Source organism: Chryseobacterium sp. SC28 (genome assembly GCF_003932955.1).
Classification (GTDB): Bacteria; Bacteroidota; Bacteroidia; order Flavobacteriales; family Weeksellaceae; genus Epilithonimonas.
Map to the genome: position 1 here is coordinate 94,328 of NZ_QOVY01000009.1, position 13,933 is coordinate 108,260.

The following is a 13,933-nucleotide window of genomic DNA, read 5'->3' on the forward strand; positions in this document are numbered from 1 at the left end:
CATACAAAGGAATTTCTCTTTTTTATGTAAAATATAAATATTAAATGTAACGAAATGCGAAGCACTATATTTTAAAAAATGTCTAAATTTATTTATAAATTGTAGCACTAATCTGCATTTATCTTTTATTGGCTGTATTGGATCTTTAGTAATGTACAACCCGCTCAATTCCAAATATTTATAGGTATTATGAATGAATTCGTCTATTTAGATTACAACGCCACGACACCCGTAGATGAAAGAGTAGTACAAGCGATGCTTCCTTATTTTCAAAAGTTCTACGCCAATCCGGGCAGTGCGCATCTCTTTGGACTTGCCGTAAAAGAGTCACTGGAGCAAGCCACAGCAATAATGGCAGACTATATTTCCGCTAAATCCGATGAAATTATTTATACTTCCGGGGCTACAGAAGCCGTCAACTTAGCGATAAAAGGAGTTACAACGAGCGAGGATAAAAGCCATATCATCACTGTAAAAACGGAGCACAAAGCCGTCTTGGATGCTTGTTTGCACGCCGAGCGCCACGAAAATATCACCTACCTGAATGTGCGAAAAGACGGGCTCATCGATGCTGATGAACTTAGAAATACGATTAACGATGAAACCTTCCTCGTGTGCATAATGCTGGTTAATAACGAAACGGGCGTCATCCAGCCCGTCCAAGAGATTGCAAAAATTGCCCATCAAAAGGGATGTCTTGTTTTCTGTGATGCAACTCAGGCTGTCGGTAAAATACCGGTAAATGTGAAAAGTTTAGGAATTGACTTAATGGCTTTTTCTGCCCACAAATTTTACGGACCAAAGGGCATCGGAGGCTTATACATCTCTTCTGATATCAAACATAAAATGCATGCGCAAATCCACGGCGGAGGTCAGCAATTTAATTTAAGAAGTGGCACGCTAAACGTTCCCGGAATTATCGGTATGGCAAAAGCCTCAGAAATTGCCTTGGCGGAAAAGAATCTAAATAAACAAATTCTGGAATTGCGAAACCAATTAGAGAATGAACTATTGGATATCGCCGACACCAAAATCAACGGAAATATACAGCACAGGATTTTCAACACTTCCAATATCTGCTTTGCAGGGGTCAACGCCGAACAGATGATTCTGTCCCTCGGAGAAATCTGCGTATCGAGCGGCTCGGCTTGTAATGCCACTACATCAAGACCCTCTCACGTGTTGAAAGCAATGGGCATGGATGATCTGGACGCGCTTTCTTCAATACGATTCAGCTTAGGGAAATTTACGACGCCAGAAGAAATTGAACTGGCCGTAAAAAAAATAAAACAGACGGTTACTCGATTGCGCGAGAACTGATCAATCAATGTCCGCGGCCGTTTTTTATGGAAAATACATGCAAGGTTTGTGGGAAAAGCGCCTGCATATATTCCGCAACAGCACCGGGAGATCCAGGTAGGGTCAGGATCAACGTATCATCCGAAAAGCCGGCAACACCTCGGGACAGCATAGCCGTTTTCACTCTATCTTGGCCGTAGCTTCTTGCTGTTTCCATCATTCCCGGAATTTCTCTGGTAATGAATGGCCGAACCGCTTCGGGGGTGACATCGCGATCGGAAAGTCCTGTGCCGCCGGTAAATAAAAGAAGATCACAGCCTTTATTTTTAAAAAATTCAATTTGCTGACGAATGGCAGAGATATCATCGGGAACCACCACATAGTCAATAGACGGTATGCCATGTCTTTGAAGAATCTCTACCAACAATTTTCCCGAGATATCGTTTTTAAGACCTTGAAATACAGAGTCACTGCAGACCACGACGGCGGCGGTCAGATCATCGGCCGCAGTTATTTTTTCGCTGCTTTTGCCCCCTTGCTTTTCCAGAAGTTTGATGGTGGCTATTTCAATGTTTTTATCAATGGGTTTCAACATATCGTAAATGACCAAAGCGGCAACAGAGGCACCGTGCATGGCTTCCACTTCCACGCCGGTTTTGTAGATGGTGTGAACCACAACAGTTATCGTTATATACAAATCTCCCAATTCGTAGCTAATTGCCGAATATTCCACAGGCAAAGGATGGCAGTCGGGGACGACATCGGAGGTTTTCTTAATTGCCAGCAAAGCTGCAGCTCTTGCAAATTCCAAAACATTGCCTTTGGGAACGCTTCCTTTTTTTACTGCTTCTATTGTAGAAAGGTGTGATACCTTGATGGTAGCAGAGGCTGTCGCTTTTCGGAGTGTGAAAGTTTTAAAAGTAATATCTACCATAGCTTATCGGTTAGTTTTCCATTGGTGGGTTTCGTCTTCGAAAATCTCTTTTCCCCAGATGGGAAGTTCCTTTTTTATGCGTTCGACTACTTCTATGCAAGCATTGGTTGCCTCAGTTCTATGTTGGGAAGAAATCATCACAAACAGACAAATTTCCCCCGTGTTTACGATACCCAGACTGTGGTGAATATGCATACAAGAAATCTTGTATTTTTCAAAAATTTCTTCCCGAATTAATGCCATCTGTGTTAAAGCCAAATCTTCGTAAGCCGTATATTCTATCGCTTTTACCGTTTTACCATCTGTTTTGTCTGCTCGGATTTGACCCAAAAAAATATGATGCGCTCCGATTTCTGTCTTTTCGGAATGTGCTGCGATACTTTTTGCAATCAAAGATGGCGATATAGCACCTTTTTCAAATATATTTTTAGTCTTATTCATTGCATTCTTTGTTCAAATTATTGATACCCCCTTCCAAATGGCTGATTTTATAGTCATTTCCCATCTTTTCAGATAGCATCCGGGCGCCCGCTAAACTTCTTTTTCCGGACTGGCAAACTATTATAATATTTCGCTGCTGTATTTGTTGGGTATTTTTGGTCAGCTGGGATAGCGGTATTGAAAGATGGGGCAAATCTAACTTGGGTAATTCGTCTGCTTCGCGGACATCCACAACGAGAGTGTCGGGATGCGCCGCCAGCTCTTTGAATAGAGATGGCGAAATGGCCGTAATATCATTCGCCTCACTACCGCAGTGAAGTTCATAATCCATGCTTTTAAATTCGGCTAAGCTGGAAGGAAAATTACGCATTGCTAAATTTTCCGTCGGTATTTCAAAAATTGTGGTTTGATAATTCAACACGTTAAAGGTCATTAATTTGTTAATCAAAGCATCTCCAATTCCAGTTATCACCTTAACGGCTTCTGTAGCCTGTATCAAGCCAATGATTCCGGGTAGAACGCCTAAAACTCCTGCTTCGTTGCAGTCGGGAACTTCTCCGGCAGCTGGCGGATCCGGAAAAATATTTCTGTAAGAACTTGTGCAGCCTTGTTGATCTGCAACATTAAAGATCGCAACCTGACCTTCATATTGATAAATTGCGCCAAAGATCAAGGGCTTTTTCATCAATCTGCACGCATCATCCAAGAGATAGCGCGTTGGGAAGTTGTCTGTGCAATCCAGTACCAAATCATAATCTGCCATCATTTCAACAGCATTTTTGGTGGTGATTCTTTCAGAAAATATATTGAAATTCACAGCCGGATTCATGGCACTCAGCCGCTCCAATGCGGCATCAGTCTTTCGTTTTCCAATGTCCTGCGAGGTGTAGAGAATTTGTCTTTGCAAGTTGCTCAAAGCTACTTCATCGTCATCGGCTAAGCCGATAGTTCCAACGCCCATCGCGGTCAGGTACTGAAGCGCAGGGCAACCCAAACCGCCGGCACCGGCCACTAGAACCTTTGCCGAAGCAAGTTTGCTTTGTGCTTCGAGACCGAAGTTTTGCAGTCTGATCTGCCGGTCGTATCGTTCCAAATTTACCATAATTTATCCTCCGGAATAGGGTGGCATCAAGGCTACCACATCGTTATCTTTAAGCTTTGTATTTTCTGAAACAATCTTTTGATTGACTGCGATTCTCAATGTAAAATGTTTTAATTCGGGGAATTTTTCATTGATTTGAATCATCAGTTTGTCGGTATTTTCGGCTTTAGTATCAATGTCTGAACCCAAAATTTCCTTCAGTTTGCCGAAGCTTATTAATTTGATCATTGCCATTAATTTGTTTTTTTTAGCGCTATCGTTGTAAGCATTTTTACATACCGTCTTCCGGTCGCAAAATCAGTCGGTGATAGGATTGAAATGCCTTTTTTTGATCGGCCTTCCGTTTCCGGAATTATCAAAACATGGTCGCCAACCGCGGAATTGAAAATCTCATTCCAAGAGAATACAGCTTTATAGCCGTCTTCTGCAATGCAGACAATGTAATATTCACTCAAAACTTTTGGCGATTTTTCCTTAAATGAAATTCTCGAAAGAACGTCTTTAAGCAAAACACCTTTAACGTTTTTAATGGTCGAACGGTATTCCTTTAAATGATTAGTAATCTGAATACTGTCTATCGTATGTTGAGGATATTTTTCCCAATCAACATTTGTAATTATGGTTTTTTGATTATCGGGGGCGATGATTTCAAGGTTTTTTGATTGCGCAAAAGTTATCGTTACAAAGAGGAATGCAAAAAATAAAAGATGCTTTTTCATTTTAAATTATTTAAATGGTGCTTGATATTAATTTGTAGGAAGCCATCAAAAGTACAATTCCTAATACATATTTCAGTCCGTTTTGGTTAAGTTTTTTCGAGGCCAGATATGCCCCCAACAGTCCACCGGAAAATGCACAGGCAATATACATCCACATATCGGTGGTGAACTTGATGTCGCCGGTCGACATCCCTGCCAGTCCGGCCACAGAATTGACGAAAATAAAAGCTGCGCTGATGGCTGCCGTCTCCTTTTGATTGGTCCATTTCAATAAAATAAGTAGAGGAGAAAGCAATATTCCGCCGCCGATGCCAATCATTCCCGAAAGTAAACCGATAATGCCTCCGAAAATCAACGATAAATATAGTTGAGGATTTTTTAATTCGCTGTCGTCCGGGCTTTTAAAAAAGAAAAAACGAATAACGGGGAAGAGCAACAAAATGCCCAATATCCGCTTGTACAAAGTATCTTCCAGGTCAATCGTTCCACCGATAAATGCGAACGGGACCGATGCAAGGGCAATAGGAACAAAAGTCCGAAGTTTGAAATATCCTTGGCGGTAATACTGTGTGAAGGAAATCAGCGATACGAAAAGGTTGAGCACGAGCGCGGTGGGTTTCATTTCGCGCGGAGCTATGCCATATATAGCCATCAAGGCGAGATAACCGCTTGCGCCGCCGTGTCCCACCGCAGCGTACAATGCAGCTATAATAAAAAGAATCAGATAAAAATATTCTACACTCATTCTTTGGTTTCTATTTTAAAACTATGATCTCAATAACTTCATCTTTTTCACAACCTTCGGAATTTTCGGGCAGAATCATCAAGCAATTTGCTTCGGCAAAAGACTGTAGGCGGTAAGATTCTTGTGCGTGGAGTGGCGTCACTTTTCCGTCTTTATAAATTGCTTTTAGAAAATGAGTAAGGCCTGGTTTTTTCCTGTAGTCAGATGTTGCGGTAGCATAAGCATTATCGGTGATGCAAGGTTTTTTCATTATTTTTGAAAGCAACGGAGCAATGTAAAGATAAAAACATGTCAATGCTGAAGACGGATTTCCCGGCAGACCAAACACTAGTGTTTCTCCCTTTACTCCGAAGTACAACGGTTTTCCGGGTTTTTGTCGGATTTTGTGAAATTGCTGTTCGATACCACATTTTTGTGCAGCATCGAGGACGAAATCGTAATCGCCAACGCTGACGCCGCCAACTAATATGATAATATCGTTCTTAGAAAGTGCGGACTCCAAAGTTCTTTCGACTTCAAGGGGATCATCTTTTACCCAAGAACATTCGATTTTTTTTATCCCACATTGTCTCAAAACACTTTCCAGCTGATAAGAATTGGACTCGAAAACCTGTCCAAAATCTAAGCTGTCTCCCGGCGGTACCAATTCGTTGCCGGTCACGATCAAGGCTACCTGAGGCGGAGCATACACTTTGGTTTCTGTACATCCAATTCCTGCCAAATATCCAACGGCTGCTGCAGAAAGATGACTACCTGACTTGACGGCGATGCTGTTCTTTTTCGCATCAGTTCCTACTGGTCTTACATGTAAACCGACTTCCAGTTCGTGATCTTGGATCACGATATAGCCGTCGTCCTCCATCCGGACTTTCTCTTGCATTACCACCGTATCGGCGCCGGTGGGCAAGGGTGCTCCTGTAAAAATGCGATAAGCCGTGCCTCTTTCCAATTGGCAATGCTCCGAAGTGCCGGCAGGAATTTGACCGGCAATTTTTAGCCTTTGATGTCTATCTTGAAAACGAATGGCATAACCATCCATTGAAGATTGCTCAAAACCGGGAATGTTAAATTTGGAATAAATATCTTCAGCGGTGGTGTAGCCGAAGGCTTCTTTCAAAGGGAGAACTGCATGCTTTCGTTGCGGAATATTTCTTTGGATAATATCCCAAGCTTCCTGTACACTGATCATTTTTTTGTAATTAAAGTATCGTAATCCATTGGCGTGTCGATATCAATCGCACCTTCCTCAAAGGCAAAGGTGCCAACATCCTCCATATTTTCCATAATGATTTTCTTCGCGCCTTGGTCGCCCGCCAGATTCATTAATTTTTCAAAATATTTTTTGGAAAACAATGCGGGAACGCCAATTGTTCCGGCATATTCTGCAGCAATAATGTCTTTGGAAGAATTCTTAGCCATTTTTAGCATCTTCAGAAATACTTCCTCGGAAAGATACGGTTGATCGCAGACCGAAATAAAGCATCGTTCCATCGCAGGACAGTTTTTCCGCAAGGTTTGCAATCCTAATTTTATAGATGAAGCCATCCCGGATTCCCAATCTTCATTGATCGATATCCGAATATCGGTATTCTTGATTTTTGAGACTATTGCTTCGTGATCGGCTCCTAAAACAAGGACTATATTATCCACATCAAATGCCTTTATTGAGCTGTCGACAATTCTGTCCAACAATGTTTGCCCTTGATAAAGTAATAATTGTTTGGGAGATCCCATTCTGGAGGAATCTCCTGCAGCCAGCAGTATTAGTCCTGTATTCTCCATTATCCTCCTATGTTTATCATACTTCTGTTCTGGATAGCAGCAGTATCGATCATTTCGAACTTTTCATCTAACTGGCCGCCTTGTCTTTTTGCTTTTGACCATATTGCACTTTCGATGATGGGCAGAATATCCTTTCCTTGTCGCAAGGGTGTCAGCAGATCGGTCTCTTTTTTGGAAAACAAACAGTTTTTCAGCTTGCCATCTGCAGTGAGTCTTATTCGGTTGCATCCGCTGCAAAAAGGCTCGCTCATCGTACTGATGATGGCAAAACTTCCGCGATGTCCATTGATGCTAAAAAGTTTTGCAGTATCGTGAATGCCCATTGGTATTGCTTCAAAGGTGTATTTAGTTGCAATAGTTTCCAGAATTTTTTTCTGTGTCATCACCTGATCGCTGCTCCACCTATTTCCGCTAAAGGGCATATATTCAATAAAGCGAACCTCCAAAGGTTCTGTCTTGGTCAATGCGATGAAGTCGCAGATCTCATCATCGTTTATTCCTTGCATCAAGACAACATTTATTTTTGTTTTGATGTTGTTTTCCAACAGCAGTCTAATATTCCGTACGACGCGATCATAATAATCCCTTCGCGTAATCTTTTGGAATCTATCCTTTTTCAAAGTGTCGAGACTGATATTGATGCTGTTAAAATTAGAACGGAGAATCTCTGGAAGAAAATCATCAATACGGATTCCATTGGTTGTGCAGGTTAATTGCACAGGTAACTTGCCCAAGTTTCTGATGATATCGGCGGCATCTTTCCTTACGAAAGGTTCGCCGCCTGTGAGGCGGATTTTATCGATTCCTTGCCGCACGAAAAGTTTAGCCAGCGCGCCGATCTCGTCCGCTTGCATTAGTTTGGAATGCGGTGTGAAATTATAATTTTCTTCCGGCATGCAATAAAAGCAACGCAAATTGCAATTGTCTGTCAGCGATATCCGCAGATAATTATGACTCCTTCCGAATTGATCTATTAGCATATTTCTTTTTTAACTGAGGATATCGGTATGAATTTTTTCTTGTTTATCCCGCAGGGATAAGCCTTTTTTGCCACTCAACACGGCTTTGATCTCTGCCAAGACTGCGATGGCAATTTCTTCCGAAGTTTCCGCACCAATATCTAAGCCAACAGGTCCGTAGAGTTTATCAAGTTCACTATCGCCTATGTTCATTCCCATATTTTTAAGATCTTCCAACATCCTATTTAATTTAGTCTTCGGACCTAAAAGGCCTATATATTTTAATGGGCGGTCGATAATAAGTTTTAAAACAGACAAATCATAATTGTAATTGTGTGTCATCAAAATAACCACCGTCGAGCAATCCATCGTAATATTGGAAATAAGTTCTTGCGGCGAGGCGTGTAAAACTTGGTCAGCAAGAGGAAAACGTTTTTTCTGGGCGTGCGTGGCTCTGCCATCAGCAATGATGGTTTTCCAACCCAAAATAAAAGCTGCTTCGGTCAACGGTTTCACATCATTGCCCGCTCCTGCAATGACGAGCGTGGTTTGGGGTGGTATATATTGCAGTAAAATTTCATTTGAAGAAAGCTTGGTCAATACATTTTGCTTCTTTTCCAAAGCGAAGGATGCAAGCCGGCGGAACTCTGCTTCAGTGACGGCGTCGGAAGAAAAATAATTTATTTTGAGCGCCGTCATGGATGCTACTGTTCCGATTTGTACATTTCTGTTTTCTACGGAAAATATAGTGGCGACAATGGATTCACTTCGTTCATTTGTTATTTTTTCTAAAATGCATATAGGATTTTGAGCAGAATCGTCGTCAATATATTCAAATAAAATATGAACAATTCCGTTGCAGCCCAATTGTACACCAAACTCTACATCATCCGGATTGCTGGTATCGTACGTGATCAGCTTTTTATTTCTTTGATGAATGGCAAGCAGAGCCCGCCGCAAGGCATCTCCTTCCAGGCAACCCCCACTGATTGCCCCGGTGAGTTGCCCACTTTCGGTCACCAGCATTCTTGCTCCGGCTTGTCTGTACGAGGATCCTTGGACTTTTACTACAGTTGCAAGAGCTGTTTTTAATCCATCAAGCTTGGCTTTTTTATATGCTTTTATTATGTCCGCGATTTCTTTCATAGCGATACAGTTTTGATCAAATGATTGATGATCTATATGTCCGCCGTATTAATCATACAGAGCGAAACACAATTGTTAACTTCCAAATGTACATAAATAATAGGTTTGTAAAAAATTGTTATATCGATAATAATTTATGTTTAATTCTATAATTGATATCACAAGAATTTTGGTTTATTTATTTATATTTGTTAAACGATGATTAGATAGAGGTCGAGCAAAAACAAGTACGATGGCTAACATAAAATTAAAAATAAACCAAAAAGAATATTCTGTAGATGTTGATCCTTCTACACCGCTATTGTGGGTTCTTAGGGATCATCTGGACTTGGTAGGAACCAAATATGGCTGCGGTGTTGCCGCCTGCGGAGCCTGTGTAGTGCATTTAGATGGCGAGGCTGTTCGGTCGTGTGTTACCAAGGTAAAGAACGTGGGAGAAAAAGCCATTGTTACCATAGAAGGTCTGTCGGAGAATGGGAATCACCCCTTGCAGCAGGCATGGACAAAGGTAGATGTTCCCCAGTGTGGCTATTGTCATTCCGGTCAGATTATGTCTGCAGCCGTATTGTTGAGAGAAATTCCGCATCCCACGGATGAAGATATCGATGTTGCTATGGCAGGAAATATCTGTAGATGTGGAACTTACACCCGCATCAGAAAAGCAATAAAACTGGCTGCCGAAATCCAGAGCGGTAAGTAAAGAAAGCTCAAACACACTATTTCACAGATGGAAACTCCACATAAAAATATAATAAAAAAACAACGATATCGCCCTTTTACGGCGACTATACTATTCCCCTTATCTCTCGGTTGTGTGCTCTATGCATTTTCAGATGCCAAAATATTTGATAAAGTACATAAGGACACCAATATACCAGAATACAGCGCTGCGACTTTCGTGGGAGACAGCATCCGATCCGTTGAAGCCTTTGCCAAAGTTTATAAAGTTTTGCAAAGTCCCCGATGTGTCAACTGTCATCCGGCCGGAGACATTCCCTTGCAAGGAGATGATAGGAAACTTCATGCGATGCATCCTCGTCGCGGAGAAGACGGCAAGGGCGTTCTTACCATGAAATGTACCAATTGTCATCAGCCGGAAAACACACCCGGAATTCATACCCCTCCGGGAAACCCGAAGTGGCACTTGCCTCCCGCCAATATGAAAATGGTTTTTGAAGGCAAAAAACCACACGAGTTGGCTAAACAACTGAAAGATCCTGCACAAAACGGAAACAAAGATGTAAAAGCGCTTATTGCCCACGCCGATGATGACTTGGTACTCTGGGGATGGAAGCCCGGTGAAGGCCGAACCCTGCCTCCGTACAGTCATAAAGAATTTAAAGAAGCTTGGATTACTTGGCTGAAAACGGGCGCTTATGCGCCGGCAGAATGATGACTCCGCATTAATCGTTAATGAAACAAAACACTATGTCAGAACTTAATAAGAATATCGGAAGACGCTCATTCCTAAAAGTAGTATTTTTAGCCGGAGGCGGATTGATGCTTCAGTTCTCTTGGCCCTTGGGAATGCTGGCACAGCAAGCTAAAAGTACGACAGCAAAAGATATTGAACTCAATAGTTACGTTAAAATCCTTTCCGACGGTCGGATTATACTTTTCAATCCAAATCCGGAGTTTGGTCAAAACGTAAAAACTTCTTTACCCATGATGCTGGCAGAAGAGCTAGATGCAGACTGGAAAATGATAAGCGTAGAACAGGCAGACTTTTATCCACAACGTTTCGAAAGACAGTTTACCGGCGGAAGCCGCGCCATGCAATCGGCATGGAAACCGCTGAGAACGGCTGGCGCGACAGCCAGAGAAATGCTTGTTCTGGCAACTGCGAAGACTTGGAATGTGCCCCCGACCGAAATCACAACAGATTCAGGAATTCTCTACCATAAAAAAAGCGGTAGAAGCGCAAAATACGGTGAAATGGCCTCGCAAGCAGCGGCAATGCCCGTTCCCCAAAACGTGAAATTGAAGAAACATAAAGATTTTAAAATTATTGGAACTTCAAAATCGAATGTAGAAGTTGATAACATTATCACAGGAAAAGCCCTTTTTACCGGTGATTTCAAAGTAAAAGGAATGCTGTATGCAATGATCGTGCATCCGCCGGCTTTCGGTCTACAACTAAAATCTTTTGATGCCACTACTGCAAAATCGATGCCCGGGATCAAAGCCGTCTTTCAGATCGAGTCTGTTCCTGACTCCCAAGATAGGAATATGTTCGATGTGATAAGTTTTAATAAATTGCTCGTCGTAGCCGGTGATTCCACTTGGCAAGTGCTGCAGGCAAAAAAAACCTTAAAAGTGGTTTGGGAAAAAGCGCCCGCCCGCACAATCGTTGCCGGTGGCAAGAATGTAAATGTTCCTGCCGGCCTGGAAAGCACGGCTGACCATCGGGTCAACATGGAAAATTTCGTCAAAAAACCGGGCGAAATTTTACGAAAAGATGGCAATCCTGAAGAGGCTTTCAAAACCGCGGCAAAAGTGATCGAACGTTCTTACACTGCACCGTTTTTGGCGCATAATCCCATGGAGCCCATCAGCTGTTTTGCCGATTTTAAAGATGACAAAGTGGAAATTCTGGCTCCCATTCAAACCCCTGAATTAATCGTCGGAACCATTGCTACAAGATTGGGAATACCTAAAGAAAATATACACATACGGCTGGCAAGAATGGGCGGCGGCTTCGGACGACGGGCGTATGGCCATTACATGGTGGAGGCAGCCGTCATTTCAAAACATCTCAAAGCTCCTGTGAGACTTATTTATACGAGAGAAGATGAGATGACGGCAGGCATCTACCGTCCCACTTACAGCGCTACATTCAGAGCCGCTTTGGATCAGGACAACAATATGATAGCGTATCATGTAAAAGCCGGCGGAATACCGGAATCTCCAATTGCACCCGACAGATTTCCTGCAGGTGCTGTAGATCATTATTTAGCCGAAAGTTGGAAGATCGACTCCAATATTACCATTGGAGCCTTCCGGGCGCCACGCTCCAATTTTATGGGTGCATCGGAACAGTCATTTTTAGACGAGGTTGCATATGAAGCAGGGAAAGACCCGATCGCTTTTCGGCTGCAACTGTTGGATCGGGCTGCAAAAAATCCTGTTGGCCAAAAGAATGATTATGTCGCAGACCGGTACGCAGGAGTTTTGAAACTCGTAAAAGAAAAATCGGGATGGGAAACTCAGGATCCTAAGGTCTATCGAGGGGTTTCTGCCTATTTCTGCCACAATACATACGTTGCAGAAGTGGTAGATTTGGCTTTTGAAAATGGTATTCCTAAGGTCCAAAAAGTTTTCGCAGCCATCGATTGCGGAGTAGTAGTCAATGTAGATGCTGCTAAAAATATGGCGGAAGGAGCTATCATAGACGGCATAGGAAATGCTTTGTTTGGAGAATTACAATTCAAGAACGGCCGGCCAGAAAAGGATAATTTTAATACATACAGGTTAATCAGGAATAATGAAGCTCCAAGAGAAATAGAAGTTCATTTCGTACAAAATGAATATGACCCAACAGGTCTGGGAGAACCTCCGTTTCCTCCGGCGTTCGCAGCTGTAGCCAATGCACTGTACCAAGCGACAGGAAAGAGATTTTACAACGCCCCTTTCATTAATGACCTGCAAGAATTCAAAAAAGCCTAAGAGTAAGGCAACAAATAAGCAAAAATTAAATTCATAAAAAAGATTTATGGAACAAATAGGACAATACAACAGGAGGAGTTTCCTCAAAGTATCGGGATTGCTGGCTGCTTTCGTAGCCATTCCGTCCTCGGTGAAAGCATTCTATCAGGATTTAAAGCAATATTTTATTCCCAAGAAAAATGTAGCAAGACTTACCTTATCCATTAATAAAAAAAGTTATACACTTTACGCCGACACCCGCACCACATTGCTAGATCTGGTGAGAGAAAACCTAAATCTAACAGGTACCAAGAAAGGCTGTGATCACGGTCAATGCGGTGCCTGCACCATACATATCGACGGACAAAGGGTGCTGAGCTGTCTAACGCTTGCAGGGATGGCTCAGGGAAAAGAAATTACAACCATTGAAGGTCTGGCAAACGGCGAAGAGCTGCATCCTATGCAAAAGGCCTTTATAGAATGTGACGGCTTCCAGTGCGGTTATTGTACGCCCGGACAGATAATGTCGGCCGTAGCTTGTGTAAACGAAGGGCATACAGGGTCGGTGGAAGAAATCAAAGAGTATATGAGCGGCAATCTGTGTCGGTGCGGCGCATATAACGGGATTGTTCAATCTATTCAAAAAGTCGCAGCACTATGAGACCATTTAATTTTGAAAAAGTGAACTCTGCTGCTGAGGCTTCAGCGTCGAAGTCTGCGGGAAAACAGTTTATTGCGGGAGGTACCAATCTGGTAGACCTCATGAAAAAAAATATTGTACAACCGGAAACCCTAATTGATATTCATTCAGCATTATCTGATAGTATTAAATATCAAAATAATGTTTTGAGCATCGGTGCGCTGACGAGCAATGCCAAAGTAGCTTTAGACAAAGATGTTATCGAAAAATTTCCTCTCATTTCCAAGGCTATATTGGCGGGAGCATCGCCGCAGATCCGGAATATGGCAAGTTCCGCGGGAAATCTTTTGCAGCGCACCAGGTGTCCGTATTTTTACGATACTACAACGCCCTGTAACAAAAGAGCGCCTAATAACTAAGCTTTCGTCTTGTCCGCAGGACAGAAGATGAAAGCCCGTTGAACGGAAGCTCCGGTGGCTTTTCAGCAGTATGATGGTCCTCTTATGGGGATGTCGTTTTTA

16 protein-coding genes are annotated in these 13,933 nt (G+C 42.5%); 6 read left to right on the forward strand and 10 right to left on the reverse strand.

Annotated features, from left to right (window positions below; translation table 11 throughout):
* The first annotated feature begins 189 nt into the window (after positions 1–189).
* A complete protein-coding gene (locus tag DTW91_RS07205; RefSeq protein ID WP_125202712.1) occupies positions 190–1,320 on the forward strand; it encodes a cysteine desulfurase family protein in 1,131 nt (376 codons plus the stop codon).
* A gap of 4 nt (positions 1,321–1,324) precedes the next feature.
* Here the strand turns inward: DTW91_RS07205 and moaCB are convergent, their stop codons facing one another.
* From moaCB to DTW91_RS07255, 10 genes are read right to left on the reverse strand one after another with little or no spacing between them, the layout of a single operon-like run.
* Positions 1,325–2,233 carry a bifunctional molybdenum cofactor biosynthesis protein MoaC/MoaB gene (gene moaCB / locus DTW91_RS07210; protein WP_125202713.1) on the reverse strand — a complete coding sequence of 303 codons (909 nt, stop codon included), beginning with the start codon at positions 2,231–2,233 and terminating at the stop codon, positions 1,325–1,327.
* A gap of 3 nt (positions 2,234–2,236) precedes the next feature.
* The gene (locus tag DTW91_RS07215) at positions 2,237–2,674 is read right to left on the reverse strand and encodes a molybdenum cofactor biosynthesis protein MoaE (protein WP_125202714.1); all 438 of its coding nucleotides are present in this window, start codon (positions 2,672–2,674) and stop codon (positions 2,237–2,239) included.
* Positions 2,667–3,776, reverse strand: a complete 1,110-nt coding sequence (locus DTW91_RS07220; protein WP_125202715.1) for a HesA/MoeB/ThiF family protein — start codon at positions 3,774–3,776, stop codon at positions 2,667–2,669. The genes DTW91_RS07215 and DTW91_RS07220 overlap by 8 nt, the downstream gene beginning before the upstream one ends.
* A gap of 3 nt (positions 3,777–3,779) precedes the next feature.
* A complete protein-coding gene (locus DTW91_RS07225) occupies positions 3,780–4,004 on the reverse strand; it encodes a MoaD/ThiS family protein (RefSeq protein WP_185144752.1) in 225 nt (74 codons plus the stop codon).
* Positions 4,005–4,009: 5 nt separating this feature from the next.
* Positions 4,010–4,495, reverse strand: coding sequence for a molybdopterin-binding protein (locus DTW91_RS07230; protein WP_125202717.1), 486 nt, complete (start codon positions 4,493–4,495; stop codon positions 4,010–4,012).
* 10 nt (positions 4,496–4,505) lie between these two features.
* A complete protein-coding gene (locus DTW91_RS07235; RefSeq protein ID WP_125202718.1) occupies positions 4,506–5,240 on the reverse strand; it encodes a sulfite exporter TauE/SafE family protein in 735 nt (244 codons plus the stop codon).
* 10 nt (positions 5,241–5,250) lie between these two features.
* Positions 5,251–6,429 (reverse strand): gephyrin-like molybdotransferase Glp, encoded by a 1,179-nt coding sequence (gene glp, locus DTW91_RS07240; protein ID WP_125202719.1) that lies wholly within the window; start codon positions 6,427–6,429, stop codon positions 5,251–5,253.
* Positions 6,426–7,022: an NTP transferase domain-containing protein gene (locus DTW91_RS07245; RefSeq protein ID WP_125202720.1), complete on the reverse strand. Its 597-nt coding sequence runs from the start codon at positions 7,020–7,022 to the stop codon at positions 6,426–6,428. Before DTW91_RS07245 ends, glp begins: the two co-directional genes overlap by 4 nt.
* Complete coding sequence (moaA, locus tag DTW91_RS07250) at positions 7,022–8,002, reverse strand: GTP 3',8-cyclase MoaA (protein ID WP_125202721.1); 981 nt, start codon at positions 8,000–8,002, stop codon at positions 7,022–7,024. The genes DTW91_RS07245 and moaA overlap by 1 nt, the downstream gene beginning before the upstream one ends.
* A 9-nt stretch (positions 8,003–8,011) precedes the next feature.
* Positions 8,012–9,127: an XdhC family protein gene (locus tag DTW91_RS07255; protein ID WP_125202722.1), complete on the reverse strand. Its 1,116-nt coding sequence runs from the start codon at positions 9,125–9,127 to the stop codon at positions 8,012–8,014.
* A 232-nt stretch (positions 9,128–9,359) separates the two neighbouring features.
* On the opposite strand from DTW91_RS07255, the gene DTW91_RS07260 reads away from it, so the two are divergent.
* The 5 genes from DTW91_RS07260 to DTW91_RS07280 are packed head-to-tail and all read left to right on the forward strand — an operon-like array spanning position 9,360 to position 13,831.
* Positions 9,360–9,827, forward strand: a complete 468-nt coding sequence (locus tag DTW91_RS07260) for a (2Fe-2S)-binding protein (protein WP_125202723.1) — start codon at positions 9,360–9,362, stop codon at positions 9,825–9,827.
* A gap of 27 nt (positions 9,828–9,854) precedes the next feature.
* Entirely contained in the window at positions 9,855–10,520 is a 666-nt protein-coding gene (locus DTW91_RS07265) for a hypothetical protein (protein WP_125202724.1), read from the forward strand.
* 20 nt (positions 10,521–10,540) lie between these two features.
* Entirely contained in the window at positions 10,541–12,793 is a 2,253-nt protein-coding gene (locus DTW91_RS07270) for a xanthine dehydrogenase family protein molybdopterin-binding subunit (RefSeq protein ID WP_317126009.1), read from the forward strand.
* Positions 12,794–12,839: 46 nt separating this feature from the next.
* Positions 12,840–13,433 (forward strand): (2Fe-2S)-binding protein, encoded by a 594-nt coding sequence (locus DTW91_RS07275; RefSeq protein ID WP_125202725.1) that lies wholly within the window; start codon positions 12,840–12,842, stop codon positions 13,431–13,433.
* Complete coding sequence (locus DTW91_RS07280; protein ID WP_125202726.1) at positions 13,430–13,831, forward strand: FAD binding domain-containing protein; 402 nt, start codon at positions 13,430–13,432, stop codon at positions 13,829–13,831. The genes DTW91_RS07275 and DTW91_RS07280 overlap by 4 nt, the downstream gene beginning before the upstream one ends.
* Positions 13,832–13,933: the final 102 nt, after the last annotated feature.